At 68.8% G+C, this 16,619-nt stretch carries 12 protein-coding genes; 2 read left to right on the top strand and 10 right to left on the bottom strand.

Going from position 1 to position 16,619, the window contains the following annotated elements:
* Positions 1-16 precede the first annotated feature (16 nt).
* Complete coding sequence (locus tag D7X55_RS09350; protein ID WP_121722858.1) at positions 17-472, bottom strand: thioesterase family protein; 456 nt, start codon at positions 470-472, stop codon at positions 17-19.
* A 150-nt stretch (positions 473-622) separates the two neighbouring features.
* Here D7X55_RS09350 and D7X55_RS09345 point away from each other — a divergent pair, with 150 nt between their 5' ends.
* A complete protein-coding gene (locus D7X55_RS09345; RefSeq protein WP_199746914.1) occupies positions 623-2,455 on the top strand; it encodes a metallophosphoesterase in 1,833 nt (610 codons plus the stop codon).
* A 44-nt stretch (positions 2,456-2,499) separates the two neighbouring features.
* Here D7X55_RS09345 and D7X55_RS09340 read toward each other — a convergent pair whose 3' ends face one another.
* Together D7X55_RS09340 and D7X55_RS09335 are read right to left on the bottom strand one after the other, a co-directional pair.
* Positions 2,500-3,327 (bottom strand): hypothetical protein, encoded by an 828-nt coding sequence (locus tag D7X55_RS09340; protein ID WP_120548884.1) that lies wholly within the window; start codon positions 3,325-3,327, stop codon positions 2,500-2,502.
* A gap of 157 nt (positions 3,328-3,484) precedes the next feature.
* The gene (locus D7X55_RS09335) at positions 3,485-4,771 is read right to left on the bottom strand and encodes a DUF4032 domain-containing protein (RefSeq protein WP_121722857.1); all 1,287 of its coding nucleotides are present in this window, start codon (positions 4,769-4,771) and stop codon (positions 3,485-3,487) included.
* Between the two features lie 79 nt (positions 4,772-4,850).
* Here D7X55_RS09335 and D7X55_RS09330 point away from each other — a divergent pair, with 79 nt between their 5' ends.
* Positions 4,851-6,515, top strand: coding sequence for an alpha-amylase family glycosyl hydrolase (locus D7X55_RS09330; RefSeq protein ID WP_121722856.1), 1,665 nt, complete (start codon positions 4,851-4,853; stop codon positions 6,513-6,515).
* On the opposite strand, the gene D7X55_RS09325 is transcribed toward D7X55_RS09330, so the two are convergent.
* The 7 genes from D7X55_RS09325 to D7X55_RS09295 form a co-directional block, all read right to left on the bottom strand.
* The gene (locus tag D7X55_RS09325; RefSeq protein ID WP_121722868.1) at positions 6,512-7,762 is read right to left on the bottom strand and encodes an imm11 family protein; all 1,251 of its coding nucleotides are present in this window, start codon (positions 7,760-7,762) and stop codon (positions 6,512-6,514) included. The genes D7X55_RS09330 and D7X55_RS09325 overlap by 4 nt on opposite strands.
* 16 nt (positions 7,763-7,778) lie before the next feature.
* Positions 7,779-9,077, bottom strand: a complete 1,299-nt coding sequence (locus D7X55_RS09320; protein ID WP_121722867.1) for an AHH domain-containing protein — start codon at positions 9,075-9,077, stop codon at positions 7,779-7,781.
* A gap of 81 nt (positions 9,078-9,158) precedes the next feature.
* Entirely contained in the window at positions 9,159-10,196 is a 1,038-nt protein-coding gene (locus D7X55_RS09315) for a glucodextranase DOMON-like domain-containing protein (RefSeq protein WP_158626346.1), read from the bottom strand.
* A 146-nt stretch (positions 10,197-10,342) separates the two neighbouring features.
* Positions 10,343-12,544 carry a hypothetical protein gene (locus tag D7X55_RS09310; RefSeq protein ID WP_121722854.1) on the bottom strand — a complete coding sequence of 734 codons (2,202 nt, stop codon included), beginning with the start codon at positions 12,542-12,544 and terminating at the stop codon, positions 10,343-10,345.
* Between the two features lie 143 nt (positions 12,545-12,687).
* A complete protein-coding gene (locus tag D7X55_RS09305) occupies positions 12,688-13,662 on the bottom strand; it encodes a glucodextranase DOMON-like domain-containing protein (protein WP_121722853.1) in 975 nt (324 codons plus the stop codon).
* Positions 13,663-13,706: 44 nt separating this feature from the next.
* The gene (locus tag D7X55_RS09300) at positions 13,707-14,594 is read right to left on the bottom strand and encodes a sugar ABC transporter permease (protein ID WP_121722852.1); all 888 of its coding nucleotides are present in this window, start codon (positions 14,592-14,594) and stop codon (positions 13,707-13,709) included.
* Between the two features lie 3 nt (positions 14,595-14,597).
* The coding region (locus D7X55_RS09295; RefSeq protein WP_407921763.1) for a carbohydrate ABC transporter permease at positions 14,598-16,619 on the bottom strand (2,022 nt) is incomplete at its 5' end.

The raw sequence follows: 16,619 nt of genomic DNA, 5'->3' as shown, positions 1-16,619 counted from the left end.
GTCCCATACTCCCGGTCTAGACCCGCCCCTCCAGCTTTTCGATGGCAGCCCGCACCGCCGGTGGAACCGGCACCTTCTCATGCGTGGCGTAGCGCAGCGTCACGATGATGGAACCGCCGCGCGTGTAGAGCACGCCGTCGTCCGCGCCCGCGACCGCGTGCTCGAAGGTGATGGAGGAAGTGCCCACGCGCGTGACGCGCGCGCCCGCCACCAGGTTCACGGGGAATACCACCGGCTTGAGGTAGTCCGCGTGCGTGTTCGCCAGGATGGGCCCCACCCCGTCCGCGGACGTCGTGTCCGCGCCCGCGGCGGAGGGGCCCACCAGTCCAACGCGGGCCATGTACGCGATGCGCGCGGACTCGAACCAGGTGAACGTGCGCGCGTTGTTGACGTGTCCGTACGCGTCCATCTCGCTCCAATGCACGGGGAAGGGCACGACGACGGGGAAGTCCTTCAGGGCCGCGTTCGACATGCCCCCAGGGTCGCAGGGACCATCCCGCCAGGGAACGGAAACCACGCCTGCCTGCCCTCCAGGAGTCCCGTACAGGCATGCTAAGCCAGGGGTCCATGGCTCTCCGGTCCACCGCCACTTCGTCCCCTCTCTCCATCCCGGGTCCTCGCGATGGCCGGTGAGCCCACGCGGCCCGAGGGGGACGGCCGCTACGACCCGCCCGCGCCCTGGGAGGAACAGGGCCCCACGCCCCCGCCGCACCTGGTGCGCGAGCGCGGCAGCGCCACCGCCACCAAGCCCCAGAAGCACGCGGACATGGTGCGCTGGCTCCACCCCGGGCAGGTGCTGCGCACGGGCCTGGACGCGGTGGTGGCCACGGTGTTCGGTGCGCGCGCGGACCACCGGCTCATCGAAGCGGTGGTGCGGCCGCAGCAGCCCTACTTCGACTATTCGCAGGAGACGGGCGCGGACGGCGACTTCTGGCTCGACTACGTCTCCGACATCGGCGACGGCTGGGACTCCACCTACGCGGTGGCGCGCCTGCTGGCGCTGCCGGAGCTCAAGCTTCCGGAGGAGGACGGCAAGACGTCCCACGTCACGCCGCGAGGCCGCGTGCTGGTGTTCGGCGGGGACGAGGTCTACCCCGGCGCCAGCCGTGAGACGTACGAGGAGCGCACGGTGCAGCCCTACGAGGCCGCCATGCGCCGCTCGCAGGCGCCCCACCCGGACCTGTTCGTCATCCCGGGCAACCACGACTGGTACGACGGCCTCTCCGCCTTCATGCGGCTGTTCTGCGCGCAGCGCTGGGTGGCGGGGCGGCGCACGAAGCAGAGCCGCAGCTACTTCGCGCTGAAGCTGCCGAAGAACTGGTGGCTCATCGGCACGGACGTGCAGCTCAACAGCGACATCGACGTGCCGCAGGTGGAGTACTTCCGCCACGTCGCGGAGCAGATGGGCCCCGACGACCGCGTCATCCTCTGCAACGCGGAGCCCGCGTGGGTGCTGGCCGCGGCCGCGCGCCGCGCCAAGGGCAGCTACCTGGAGAACAACCTGGAGTACCTGGAGGAGAAGGTGCTCGGGCGGCGCATCGCCGTCTTCCTCGCGGGCGACCTGCACCACTACCGCCGGCACGAGGACGACACCGGCCAGCACCGCATCACCGCGGGCGGAGGCGGCGCCTTCATGCACCCCACGCACGCTCCCGCCGCACCGGTGCTGCGTGACGGCTCCACGCTGCGCAAGAGCTTCCCGGACGAGTCCACGTCGCGAAAGCTCGCGCGCAAGAACCTGCTGCTCATCCGCTACAGCCCGCTGTTCGGGCTCATCACCGGCCTGTGGTACCTGCTGCTCGCGCTGGCGGCCTACGCGGAGGTGGGCTCGCTGGGCCTCTCCCGCCTGCCGGAGGTGGTGACGGCGGTGGCCAACAGCATGGTCAACCGGCCGTGGACGCTCATCCTCGGCATGGTGACGGTGGGGGGACTCGCGGGACTGGCGGACGCGGCGCTCGGGAAGTGGCGCGCGCTGCTGGGCAGCCTGCACGGCGTGGCGCACATCGTGGCGGCGTTCTTCGTCGCCTGGGGCGCCACGTACTTCACGGTGAGCCAGCTGGGCGTGTGTCCGGTGCTGACGGCGGATGGCGCGCACTGCGCGGACGGCTGGCTGCACCTGGCGGGCAAGTTCTTCTTCTCCAGCGCGTTCACCTTCGTGGGCGGCTTCCTCGTGGGCCCGTTCATCACCGGCCTGTACCTCTGGCTGTGCGTGAACACCTTCGGCGCGCACTCCAACGAGGCCTTCGGGTCGCTCGCGCTGCCGGACTGGAAGAACTTCCTGCGCATGCGCATCGGGAAGGACGGAGCGCTGACCATCTACCCGGTGGGCATCGAGCGTGTGCCGCGCAAGTGGAAGCCCACCGGCGCGGGGCCGCTGTCGCCCGCGTTCGACCCGGACGACCCGGACGCCACCGAGCCGTTCCTCATCGAGCCGCCCATCCGCGTCTGCCGCTGACGCCCTCCCGCCGGGCATGGCGGGAGGACCTCCGGGGCCGCGGGTTACCGGGACACGGTCTCGTTGGAGAGCGACACCGTCTTCGCCGTGCTCTGCACGACGACCTGGTCGATGCCCTGGGCGCCCTCGCTCGGCACGTCGGAGATGAGCACCAGCTGGTCCCCCACGACGATCTGCGGAGCCGCCTTGGCGGCGTCACCCACGGAGAAGGCGCCGAAGGGCGACTGGAGCGAGAAGTCGAGGTAGGGATACTTGCCGTTGCTGAGCACCCACTCCTCCTGGTTCACGCTGCCGATGCACGGGACCTTGCAGTAGGCGCATCCGATGGGACCGTCCAGACACAGCTTCATGCACGCCTTGTAGGTCAGGGTGGTGCAGCTCTTCTTGCCGAGCCCCGCGACGGACCTGGCGCCCACGGAGCCGCTGGAGATTCCGCTCACGGAGGCCACGAGCTGGCCCTCGCGGAACACCATCGCCGAGTAGGTGGCCGGCTTGCCGTTCGCGTCCACGAAGCTCGCCGCGAACTCCTGCCCTTCAGACGTCTCCGTGACGACCGAGGCGGCGACCACCTTGCCGTCCGAGATGACCGTCTTGACGGTCGTCTCCCGGGCCTCGCCGGAGGGCTCGTGGGCCAGCCCCGCGCTCCAGCCCTTGGCCTGCGCGGTGTCCACGACCACGCCGTCGTTGCCGGACGCGTCAGCGGACTGGACGAGCAGCTCCTTGCCATCCACCACCAGCTTCGCGGCGCCCGTCGCACAGTGCTTCATCCCGGAGAACTGGACACAGTCCTGCGCCTGCGCCTGCGCGAGCGGAAGGGCCAGGACGAACAGCGTGGCGAGGCTGGAGTGGGCAAGACGGCGGAACAGACGCATGGGGGACTCCTGTCAGATCCCGGGGAAAATCCCGGGAAGATGGCCAGCGCCCGCATTCACCCGTCATGCCAATGACTCTCCGCGCAGGATCCCGGTCCCCAGAAGGAATGTGTGGCACTGGCTGTCACAGTCCCTTGGGGTCCTGTGGCGCGAGGGGTTACAGCGCCTTCGGGTCCCGCGCCGCGTCCTCGAGCAGCGGCGCGATGCCGGGCTGCTTGCGGCTGAGGGCCATGTAGTCCTGCACGGCCGCGTCCAGGCCCACGTCGCGCCTGGCGCGCTCGGACAGGAACCACTTGTGCTCTAGCACCTGGCAGTAGAGCTCCGCGGTGTCGGCCGCGCGGCCCAGCTCCTTCTGCAGGCGTGACAGCGTGGGGTGGTAGCGCTCGTCCAGCCAGCGGAACGCGGCCACGCTCAGGGGCACGCTGCGGTCCAGCTTGCGCGTGAGCGTGGCCTTCATCTCCTGCATCTCGTTGAGCAGCAGGCTCGCCTGGCGCTCCTCCGCGACGATGCCGGTGAGCGAGTGCAGCTGGTGCCGGTGGTACTCACGGTCCGTGACGATGGTGCGCATGCGCAGCTGGCTGCCCTGCCCGCTCGCCAGCAGCTCCACCTCGCCCACGGAGAAGCCCAGGTCGTTGAGCGTGCGGATCCGCTCGTGGATGCGATAGCTCTCGTGCGGCTGGAGGATGAGCTCGCGGTTGATTTCAGCCCACAGCCGCTCGTAGCGCTGGCGGATGCTGGCCGCCGTCTCCTGCCAGGCCTCCAGCTCCTGCGGCAATTCCTCCGCCAGCTCCACGCGAGCGGCCAGGTCCGCCAGGCCTCCGGCGACGTTCTCCTCCATGATTTGAAGGTCCATCTCCCGCTGGCCGGCGGAGAGCTGTTCGTGCAGCTCGGACGTCTCCGCGTCCACCGCGTACGCCTGCAGCTCGCCCGCGTCGCGGCGGAAGAGCACGTTGGACAGCGAGCAGTCGCCCCAGAAGAAGCCGCCCAGGTGCAGCCGCACCAGCAGGCCCGCCATCGCGTCCAACAGCCGGGACCGGTAGCGCTCCAGGCCCTGGTGCATGAACAGCGCGCGGTACGGCAGCGACGACGCGAGATACTGCGTGATCAGCAGTCCAGGCCTGTCCCCGGGCGCGGAGTCCGTCCCCTCCTCCGTCTGGACGGCGATGCCCACGGGGCACACCGACGGCAGCCGGCGGTCCTCCAGGCCGCGCAGGAGGTCGTACTCGCGCTGCGCCACGCGCGCGGGGGTCTCCTTGAAGGCGTAGATGGTGGCGCCATAGCTGACGAAGACCACGACGTGCCGGGACAGGCCGCGCGGCACCTCCACCACGCGCGGTGAACGCTCGGTCCACGCCTCCAGCGGCAGCTCCCACGGAAGGTCGAGGAAGTCCGGGTGCCCCTGCCGGATATGCAGGGAATGGAGGCGGCGCGCGGGGTGAGACATGTTGGGCCCAAGCCTACTCGCGTGGCATCCGGGCCGCCCGCTGGCCCGCGTGGAACGTTCGCTGTTAGAGGAAGAAGCCATGCGCCCCCTCCGTGGACTCTCCCTCTGCGGCGCGGCCCTGCTGTGGGCCTGCGCCGGTTCCTCGCCCTCCCCCACGCCGACCCCGAGTGGCACTGGAAACATCACGCTCGCCGCGCCCGCGGGGGACGGGTGGTACCGGGGCGCGGTGTTCTACGAGGTGTTCGTCCGCAGCTTCCAGGACTCCAACGGCGACGGCGTGGGAGACCTGCCGGGCCTCATCTCGCGGCTGGACTACCTGAACGACGGCAACCCGGCGACGACGGACGACCTGGGCGTGGACGCGCTGTGGCTGATGCCGGTGTTCGCGTCACCCAGCTACCACGGCTACGACGTGACGGATTACGAGCGCATCCAGTCCGCCTACGGCTCGCTGGAGGACCTGCAGCGGTTGTGTGACGAAGCGCACCGCCGGGGCATGCGCGTCATCCTGGACTTCGTCATCAACCACACCAGCTCGCAGCATCCGTGGTTCGTGGACTCGGCGTCGTCGGCGCAGTCGCCGAAGCGGGATTGGTATCAGTGGCGCGGGAACAACCCGGGCTGGGCGCAGCCGTGGGACATGTACTCGCAGACCAACACGTGGCACCCGCAGGACACCGGCTGGTACTACGGCGCGTTCTGGGGCGGCATGCCGGACCTGAACCTCCAGACGCCCGCGGTGCGTGAAGAGGTGAAGCGCCTGGCGACGCTGTGGCTCCAGCGCGGCGTGGACGGCTTCCGGCTGGACGCCGCGCGCTACCTCATCGAGACGGGCAGCGGCGCGGGCCAGGCGGACACGCCGGAGACGCACGCCTTCTGGAGGGAGTTCGCCGCGCACGTGCGTTCGGTGAAGCCGGACGCGGTGCTGGTGGGCGAGGCCTGGAGCGAGACGCCGTCGGTGGCCAAGTACTACGGCTCCACGGCGACGGTGCCGGGCGGGGACGAGCTGCCGCTCAACTTCAACTTCCCCATGTCCGCGCGGGTGCTGGAGGCCATCACCTCCGGCAACAGCGGCGGCGTGGCGGCGAAGCTGTTGGAGATGAAGAACCAGTACCCGGCGGGAGTGGCGGACGCGCCCTTCCTCACCAACCACGACCAGGTGCGGCTGGCGACGCAGTTCGCCAACGACGGAGCGAAGCTGGGGCTGGCGGCGGCGGTGCTGCTGACGCTGCCGGGGGCGCCGTTCCTCTACTACGGCGAGGAGGTGGGCCTGGGGAACGGCAACGCCAACAACGACGAGTCCAAGCGCACGCCGATGCCCTGGAGCGCGGCCGCGGGCGGAGGCTTCACGACGGGCTCCCCGTGGTACGCGTTCTCCAACGGCCGGGAGACAGCGAACGTGGAGGCGCAGCGGCGCAACCCGGGTTCGCTCCTGTCGCGCTACCGGAACCTCATCCACGCGCGCCAGGGTTCGGAGGCGCTGCGCAACGGAGGCCTGCGGCTCTTCACGCCAACGACGGGAGTCTCACGCACGCTGGCGTTCGTGAGGACGCTGGACGACGAGCAGGTGCTGGTGGTCCACAACTTCTCCACCGCGCAGGAGTCCGTGGGACCGTTCAACGTGGAGGCCACGACGGCGGAGCCGCTGTTCCTGGACAACGGAGTGGCGCCGCTCACTGGAGGCACGGGAGCGTGGAAGACGAGCATCCCCGGGCGCTCCACGGGCATCTGGCGGCTGCGCTAGCTGACGACGGGCTGGCGCCACGAACGGGAGAGGTGGCCCTCTCCCGCGGCCTTGAAGTGGCGGATGAGCTCCGCCGCCGCGCCCCTGCCCTGACGGAGCAGCCACGTCAGCTCCGCTGGCATCAGCACCTTCACGGTGAGGAGCCGGACCTCGCCGCCCGGGAGGGTGAAGCGCGAGGGCAGTGAGTCCGTCTCCATGCCGATGAGCACGGCCACACGGCCCTCGGAGGTGACGAGGGTTTCGGGCATGCCCACGCCGTCCACCTCCATGGACAGCGTGCCGTTGGCCAGGGTGACACGGAGCTTCTCGAACTCAGCGACCTCGTAGGCAACGCGTTCGAGCAGGTGCACCGGCCAGCTCTTCCACACCTCCCCCAGTGGCTCCGGGGTCTCGATGGCGAGTTCGAGTCCGAAGCCCGCGGTGGGCCGGTCCAGGACGTCGGAGAAGGGATCGGACAGCCCGTCGGTCACGATGAGCATGTGGCCGTCAGGACGGCGCATGGCGCTCCAGTGCTGGCTCTTGGCGGGCCATGGGCCGCCCACGACGGGAGGGATGTAGAAGTCGTCAGACAGGGTGCCGAGCCCGCGCCACACGGCCGCACGGGCATAGCGAGCCTGGTTCCACAACTCGCCACGCCTCTTCGTCTCCGCGCGGCGAACCGGATCGAAAGTTGGTGGGCCCGTGACCGCTTCGAACACCGCGCCCGTGATGCCCGCGCGCTCCATCGCGTCCTTGATGTCCTCTGAGACGAGGAGCGACCCCTTCCACTCCGACGGACGGAACACCTTGGCGTCTCCTACCTTCGATGGGTCGATACGCATGCCCGAGATGGAGAAGAGCTTCCCAACCTTTTCAGGAAGCCCATCCTCCTCGGTCCAGTAGTCCACTTCCGCGGAAGCCTCGGTATCGATGCATGTGAACTTACGGAGGGCATTGAGGATGAAGTACGGCCCTGCGTGGCCGTCGACCTCGACGGGAATCAACTCCACGTCATGGGGAGCCAGCTCCTGGAAGAGTGCGGCCAGCTTCGCATTGACCACCGGAGTACCGAACGCCGCGTGGGAGAAGTCACGGGATTCTCCCTCCACGTCCAGCGGAAGCTTGATCTGCTCCTTGAAGTGGGCAGGCTCGCCCATACTGAATTGCCAGGGGTCCTCAAGCTCTCGCCGCCGAGCGTCGAGCGGATGTCCCAGGCACCAGAGTCCTTCCGCGACGCGCGCGTAGAGGTCGAAGTAGTTCTTCGCCATGGACGACACTCCCATGTCACTCCGAGCCGGTAACCCATCGATTCAGATCCGTCCCCGGCTGCCGGATCTGGCTCGCAAGCCGTTGCAGCGCTCTCGTCAACGAAGCGCGGCAGTCTTGCATGGTTCGGCACGTTGCCGTCGCATCCCTCAACGCAGTGAACACCCGACGGTGGTACGCCTCTGGATGCGGGCCCCGATGCCCTGGCACGGACACCTTGTTCGCTGCGTCATCGAGCGACATTCCCGCCTTGTCGAAGATCTTCTGGAACTCGGGCGACCACGGGCCGCCGCGATTCGTGGCGTTCCAGAACTTGTTGGATGCGATGTGGTGTTCCTGCCCCTTTGCATCCACGCCCGTCGCGACAGGCCCCTTGTCTTCCCGCGCGGACATCGCCACCGCGTTCGGCGCCAGCACCAGCGTGACGACACCCTCGGAGGACACGGCCGCGGACTCCACCTGCGCCGCCGCGGCCAGCCGGAAGCCGCCCATCTCCGCGGCCACCAGCGAGGCCTGCCCTGAACCCGGGAGCGTCGCGACCTTCGCGGCGAACGTCTCCGCCGTGCTCCCCACCGCCGCCAGCGCCAGCATCACGAACGCCCGAGCCGCGTTCTTCCCCATCACCTCGCCGTACTCCTCCCCTGCATCACGAAGCTCATCGAACGTCCGGGCCACCCGGGCCTGTTCGGACAACTCAATCCACCCCTGGATGAGGTTCCACACCGTGTCGATGCCCAGATAGGCGATGAGCACCACCGTCATCGTCGCCGCGAGGCCCTTCGACACAGGCTCCGGCAGCAACCACAGCGCCAGATACACGGTGCCCGTCGCGACAATCGTGGTGAGCACCGCGCGCCGGTCCGTCATCCCCACCAGCGCTTCCGACGTCTCGTCCCACACCGAGTCCAACGCGATGGCGAACGCCAGAGAACGCCGTCCGTCCTCATCCAGCGTGGGACCGTGATCCAACAGTTGAAGACAGTCCCCCGGCGTCTGCTTGCGCTGGCACCACCGGCCATAGGCGCTCGCCAGGTCATCCCCCAGCAACCGGGCCCGAGCAGGCTCCTCCACGGAGACCAGCCCCAGCCGCCCGCGCACATGCGCGTAAGCCCCCATGGAGCCCGGCGACGCAGCCAGCGTCCGCACCGCCTCCTGGAACGTGTCCTCGCCCAACTCCACGGGCGCGACCTCCGCCCGAGGCACATGGACGACCGGAGCCTCCCGCCCCGTCTTCAGCCGGACGCCACGCGTCGCTGAACACCCCGTGCCCAGCAACAGCAGCAGCACCGCGACCACCCAGCTCGGACACGAGGACATGGATGCCTCCAAGGCCTCCATCCTCGACCGCGCGGACTCACCTCAACCAGGACCTCCCACGCACAACGCGGGAGCCAACCGTCACGGGGCGGGCGACGAAGGACCCACGCTCCCTGCGTCCGGCATGTCCTCGGGCACCCCGGCATCCTCCACCGGAGCCACGGTCTTCCCCGAAGGCACCACCACGCTCCACCCAGGCCGCGTGGGCCCCAGGATCTCTTCCTGCGTCGTGCCCGGTGCCACCAGCAGGTCCACCACCGGCGACTGCGACGGGTCTCCCTTGCGCCCGCCACCGAAGCGGTCGTTGACCGGCTCGCCGGGCATGATGCCCATCGCCATCAACCGCGGGTTCGCGTTCGTGTCCCCACCAAACATCCCGCCCAGCGCCACGCGCCGCTCCAGGGTCGCGCCCGTCACCGCCACGCCATAGCCCCAGTCCGCGCTCGCGTGTCCGCCCAGGAAGCGGTCCGGCACCAGGAAGCTCACGGTGCGGCCACTCACCTGGATGATGGTGGGGAAGAACACGCGCGCCTCCAGCTCCTGCTCCGTGGCCGCGTTCAGCTCCGACTCCACCTTGCCGCCAATGCCTCCCGACTTCTTCTCGTACGCGTCCAGGGCCGCCTGCCGCCAGCTCTTGCGCAGCGCCTCGCGCGCCTCATAGGGGCGCGGCGTCAGCACCACCGCCTTCTCCCAACCGGAATCCGCCGCCAGCGTGAGCCCCCGCCCCGGCAGCGTGTCCGTGCGCCCGGAGCCGGGCTTCCGGTCCTGATCCACGTACAGGTCCACGTTGAACGTGTAGAAGCCGTGCCGCGCGCGCTCCGCGACCGTCGCCCCCTCCAGGTCCACCGACTGCGCGCGCGACGGCCTCGTGATGGGGTGCGCGAACGTCACCTCGAACCGCGTCGCCTGGTCGTCCGCGAACGCCGCCACCGCCACCACGTCCAGGTCCCCGCGCCCCAGGTCCGTGCGGCGCGGATACACCAGCTCGCCGTCGCCGTGGTCATCCCCCACCGGATCCGTCAGCCGGAACAGCAGCGCGTCCTCGCGCGTCTTTCCGCCGGAACACGCGGCCAGGGAGGAAGCGAGCAGGAGCGCGGACACGCGGGAACGCACGAACATGGAAGGGCACCTCATGCACGAAGGGACGGCCCGTCCAGGTGTACCGCGCGGTGCCCCAAACGCAAGGAGCCCGGAGTGCCTTCACAGGCGCCCCGGGCTCCTCTCGCATCAACCGCAGGCCCCGCCGCGAGCAGGGCGCGCTGTGACTAGAACTGCGCCTTCATGAACGCCTTGACGCGCATGTGGTCGAAGTTGCGCTCCTCCAGGCTGTTCCAACCCTTGTTGCGGTTGATGAATCCGCGCGAACCCACCGCCACGCCGTGGTCGGCCGCGATGGTGTCGTCCGCGTACTGCACCACGAAGCCGTCGCCGAAGTCCGGACGGAACGTGCCGAACGCGTACTGGCCCTCCAGGCCGAACTCCACGCCGGACAGGATGTAGCGCGCCTTCACCAGCACCTGGTTCTTGTTGTGCTTACCGGACGCCATCTCGTGGTTGTTGTATGCCTGGAACGCCGTGTTGCCATCCAGCAGGTCCGCGAAGAACTTGGAGTAGCTGGCGGACACGTACAGGTCGTCCGTGAACTGGTAGCCCGCGCCAGCCGTGAACGTCGTGTAGTCCAGCAGGCGGTCGTCGTCCGCGATGTTGTCGAACGGCTTGAACTCGTAGCCCGTGTCACCCTGGCTGTTCGTGATGACGTCCGGGTTGCGGTAGAGGCCGGACGTGCTGTTGCCGGGGCTGTACTCGTTGATGAGCGAGTTGTCGCACGCCGCCGCGCCACCCGGGCACGCACCCGCCTGGTAGGGCAGGAAGCGCGGGTCGTTCAGGCGCTTGTCCGACTCGTGGATGTACTTGAACTTGCCGAACACATCGATGCCCTTCAGCACGTCCACCACGTACTTGGCGCGCAGCGCGACCAGGTGCGTCCGCTTGTCCTGGAAGGGCTGGTAGGCCGTGCGGAAGTTGTGGCCCACGCCGGAGTCCAGCTCCGTGCCCGGGTACTGGCTGTTGTTCAGCGACTCGCGGTCGTTGCCGTACGCCTGCCAGTTGGTGTTGTACGTGATGAACGAGTACTCACCACCCAGCTCCAGCGCGCCGTTCGTGTAGACCGGGTTCGCCGTCACGCCCTTCCAACCGATGGCCGTCTCCGCCATGGGCTCGTCGAAGTCCGTGAAGTCGTTGTCCACGTTGATGGTCGCGACCTGCTGGGCCTCGCTCGTCCAGCCGCCGTAACCGATGCGGGTGGGGTTGCCCTTGTAGATGCCGTAGGACGCGTTGGACGGGCCCGGGAACGCGAAGCTGCCGTCGTGGCCTTCCGTGAGCAGCACGTCCGCCTCCCGGCGGCTGGCCATCACGGCCACGTAGTCCGCGCCGATGCTGAACAGCTGGAAGTTGAATGACAGGCCCACGTCCAGCGGGTCGTTGAGGGACGCGTTCAGCATGTACGTCTGGTCCGTGTGGTGACCGGCCAGCACCGCGCTGTAGCCACCGATGCCGCCGAAGTTCGCCGGCGACAGCACGGGGTCCGCGTTGGAGTACGACGTGTACACGGCGCCGCGCACGTCCAGCCACGAGCCCATGTGCAGGCCCGCCTTCAGGCCGCCCACACCGTTGCGGTAGCGCGGGGTCAGGTCACGGCCGTCGTCGAGGTTCGTGTCCTCCGGGTTGATCTCCTGGTCGTTGGCGTACTGGAAGATGCCGCCCACGTCGAAGAGCTCGTTCGGGGTGAACTTCGCCTGGAAGCCGTACGCCGCGTCACGCGCGTGGAAGGCGCCCGTGCTGAAGTTCGGGCCCGCCCACAAGCGGGGCAGCGAGATGCGCGCCGCGTCCCACGTGAGCTTCCGCTCGAAGTTGGAGCCCTGCAGCATGATGGCCGCCGCGTTGTCGCGGTCGATGTAACGGACGCGGCCGATGACGAACGGGTCGAACTGGCCCAGGTCCGTCGCGCCGATGAGCGCCGAGTCGATGAGGTAGCCCGGACGCAGCGTCACGGACATGCCGCGCAGCTTGATGTACTGGTTGGAGCGCGGGTCGAACTCGCCGCAGTCGCCCGCGGTGCAGTTCGTCGGCGGGTTGCGGCCGCCGAAGCCGCCGAAGTTCGTCCAGAAGTTCTGGTTGAAGCGGCTGTGGATGCGGCCGTTGACCTCCACCTGCGGGGAGATCTTCGCGTTCAGCAGCAGCTCCAGCTCCGTGCCGATGCCGTTGTCGCCGTAGCCTTCACCGGGCACCGTGGTGAAGTTGTACATCGCGCCCTGGTCGCGCTGCGTGCCCCAGAGGTACTTCGTATAGGTCGTGCCGCCAATGGTGAGCTTGGGGCCGCTGTCCTGCGCCATGGCCGCCCCGGGAATGAGGCCGACCGCAACGGTGAGCGCACACGCTCCCCGCACCACGTTCTTGCGATTCTTCATGATGTCCGGAAAACCCTTTTCAGAAAGCCTTTGAATCAGAGGGGGGTCATCCCCTCTCCCGGGCCGCCGCGGGGTCACCACGGCAGCCCTCCCCGTGTTGCATCAAACCTTGAAACGGACTGTTTTGAACAGTCCGCCACCCACTACTTCGTGGGCGTGGCCGTCGTCGGCGCCGGAGCGACCGTCGTTCCAGCCGGAGCGGCCGGCGTGGGCGCCGGAGCCGGGGCCGGAGGAGCCGCCGGGGCAGCCGGAGCGGCCGGAGCCTGGGCCGGGGCCGCCGCCGCGCCACCCTGCGCCGCCGGGCGCTTCTCGCCGGAGACCATCTTCAGCGTGGCCTTCTTCGTGGCGGAACCGTCACCCGCGCACTCGTAGGCCAGCATGTCGTACTGAGCCTTGATTTCAGAGCTGTCGCCCTTGCCCTGACCCGCGAGCACGTCAATCACGTGCGGATCGCAGTTGAAGTCGGAGCCGCCGCCGAAGCGGTGCTGGCCCTCGTACTCGTTGACGCGGCGGGTGAGCAGGTCGTTGTCCGCGGGGAAGCCCTCGTTGGACTGCATCACGACCTGGTAGCCCCAGGTGGAGGGGTTACCGGCGCCCAGGTCCGCGTTCATGACCGTGGCGGTGATCTTGTTGCCGGAGGCGCGCACCTTGGTGGGCACCACGACGGCGCCCTTCATGGCGCCGGCCTTGTTGTTGGCCTCCGCGCGCACGCGGGAGGAGCCCTGCGGCGAGATGATGATGACCTTGTCCCACGCGTCTTCCGGCGCGAAGGAGACGTTCAGGCCCGGGGGGCTGTCCGTGAAGCCGCTGCCCACCTTGTGGTCCGTGTCGATGAAGATGAAGACCTCCTGCACGGAGAAGCCGTCCGCCATCTTCCAGGGGTTCTCCAGCGAGGCCTTCAGCTGGATCTCCACGTCCGTCTTGTTGCCGCCCTGGTCCAGCTTGAAGCCGGTCAGGTCGAACGAGCCCGGCTTGTACACGGGGTCCGTCGGGTAGGTGTACTTGCCGGGGCCCTTGTCGTCGCCGGTGGGGTCCTTGAACGACACCTTCTCGGCCAGGGCCGGCGCCGCGGACAGCGAGGCGGCCAGGGTGAGGACTGCAATGCGGGGGTTGATCATGGGGGTGTTTGCTCCTTGCAACGACAGACGAAAAGGACTGCGGACTAACCCTTCACGCCACCGGCGGTGAGCCCGGAGACGAGGTACTTCTGCAAAAAGAGGAAGAGGAACACGACGGGCACGGACACGATGATGGAGCCGGCCGCGAAGTAGCCCCACTGCTGGCTGAAGCCGCCCACGAAGAAGCGCAGGCCCACCGGCGCCGTGTACATGGCTTCCTGGTCCATGAACGTCGCCGCGAGGATGAACTCGTTCCACGCCGTCATGAAGCTGAACAGCGCCGTCACCGCCACCGCGGGCTTGGCCAGCGGCAGGATGATGCTCCAGAAGATGCGCCCCGGAGACGCGCCGTCCATCAGCGCCGCCTCCTCCAGGTCCTTGGGGATGGTGTCGAAGTAGCCCTTGAGCATCCACACGCTGAACGGGATGGACGTGGTGGCGTACACGATGATGAGGCCCAGCCGGCTGCTGCCCAGGCCCAGCCACTGCACCAGGATGATGTAGAGCGGGATGAGCATCAGCGTGCCCGGGAACATCTGGGACACGAGGAACGCCATCATGCCCGCGCGCTGGCCGGGGAACTTGAAGCGGCTGAAGGCATACGCCGCCGTGCACGCCATGAAGACGCCCAGCACCGTGGTGCCAATGGCCACGATGGCGCTGTTGAGCATCCACTTCGCGAACGGCTGGTCGGACATCACCGACACGAAGTTGGAGACGCTGAAGGACTCAGGCCACGGCGTCACCGCGCGCAGCCGGTCCCAGAAGGTGGGGTTCTCCGGCAGCGTGGCGATGGCCAGGCTCTGCTTGCCGGAGAAGGCCAGGCTCACCACCCAGAGGATGGGGTAGATGGTGAAGAGGGTGAAGGCAATCAGCACCGCGTGCAGCGGCAGGTGGGGGATGCCTTCACGACGTTCGGAGAAGAGCGCCATGGGTTACGCGGCCTCCGTGGCGCGGCTCATGCGGTTCTGCACCATGCTGTAGATGAGCAGGATGCCGAAGATGACGGTGGAGTACGCCGCCGCGTAGCCGTGGCGGTAGCGCTCGAAGGCGAACTTGTACGCCTGGGTGACCAGGATTTCGGTGGAGCCGCCCGGGTCGCCGCCCGTCACCAGGAAGATGATGTTGAACATGTTGAAGGTCCACACCACCGACAGGATGACCGCCGGCACCAGCGCGGGCTTCAGCGCGGGCAGCGTGATGGCGGTGAACTGCTGCCACCGGTTGGCGCCGTCCACGCGCGCCGCTTCGTAGAGCTCACCCGGGATGGACTGGAGCGCGCCCAGCGACACCACCATCATGAACGGGAAGGACAGCCAGCCGTTGGTGGCCAGCGCCGTGAAGAACGACGTGAGCGGTGAGTCGAACCACGCCAGGCCTTCTCCACCGAACATCCGGATGACGTGGTTCACCACGCCGAACTGCTGGTGGAACATGCCCTTCCAGATGAGCGCGGTGATGTAGTTGGGCATGGCCCACGGCAGGATGAGCAGCACGCGGTACACCGGCCGCATCTTCAGATTCGGCACGTTGAGCGCCAGCGCCAGCAGCAGACCCACCGTCACGCCGATGGTCACGTTGGTGACCGTCCACACGATGGTGAAGAGCAGCGTGTAATAGAAGTTCAGGTAGTTGAAGACCAGCGTTCCGTCCGCCGCCGTCTTCGCGAAGCTGAAGTCGCCCAGGATGTCCACGTAGTTGCGGAAGCCCACCCACAACTCCGACAGCGGCTGGCTGCTGTTGTAGAGGTTGGCGTCCGTGAACGACAGCGTGATGCCGTAGGCGAAGGGGAAGAACACCAGCACCACCATGCCCAGCATGGCGGGCAGGATGTACGCGTACGCCTGCCGGTGCTCCACCGCCGTGGCCGCCGCGCGGTGCAGCGCGCCCAGGCCAATGAACAGCAGCACCGCCAGGCACAGCACGCCCAGCGCGCCCAGCGCCTTCGTCGCGTTGCCGCGCACCTGCGCGCCCGCCGCCGCCAGCTTGCCTGCGTCCGGCGCACCGGACTCCGTCAGCCGGCCCAGCGGGCGGCGCATGGCGTCCGCGTCCCACGCGCCGGGCTTCAGCGCGGGTTCGGCATTGAGGTTGTTGGCGGAAATCAGCGCCTGCGCCTTCTCACCGCGCGTGCGCAGCTCCGCGCTGACCGCGTCCTCCGTCTCGCGCAGCTCCGCGTCCAGCGCGCGCAGCGAGTAGACGGTGTAGCTGCCCAGGCCCACCAGGAACAGCACCGCCGCCACCGCCACGCGCACGCCCTGGCGCGACAGCGCGAACACCGCCGCCGCGCACGCCGCCAGCGGCAGGAGGAACGCCAGCAGCACCGGCGTCCACGAAGGCGTCTCGCCCTTCACCACCACCGGGGTGCGGGACTCCACGGAGCCCACCACCTGCCCGTCCACCTCCACCGGCGCGGACAGCAGGCGCGTGGCGCCGTTGTCCAGCAGCTCGGACTCCACCTCCGGCTTGCGCGCGCTGCCCTCCTCGCGGTTCGTCTCCACCGCGGCGCGCAGGCGCTGGCCGCGGTCGTACAGCGGCTTCTCCTCGCGCGACAGCCGGCGCGGCGCCGCCTTGTCCCCGGTGTCCTCCGGGAAGGTGGACGCCTCCAGCTTGATGCCGCTGAAGGCGATGACGCGCACGGAGCTGCCCGGCACGCCGGGCCAGCCCGCCACCACGGCCTTCACGCCGTCGCCCGTGCCGCCCGCGCGCTGCACCAGGTCCGCCAGCCCCAACAGGGACACGGTGGCCGTGCGCTGCTCACGCTCGGCCGCGCGCTCCTGGTTGGCGCGCGCGAGCAGGCCGTGCGCCAGGAACAGGGACACGCCCAGGGCCAGGCCAAGCCCCACCAGCACGCGCCCCCGGTATCCGCCCGCACGGCCAGCGGGCCCCGGAGTCGAAGGGTCCGGCGCTGTACCGCTCGGGGAGACGCGGGCCGGCGTGGGGGCGCCGGCCGCGGAAGC

The organism is Corallococcus sp. AB049A (assembly GCF_003668885.1).
In the GTDB taxonomy this organism is placed as follows: domain Bacteria; phylum Myxococcota; class Myxococcia; order Myxococcales; family Myxococcaceae; genus Corallococcus; species Corallococcus interemptor.
This window is presented reverse-complemented; position numbering and strand designations above follow the sequence as displayed.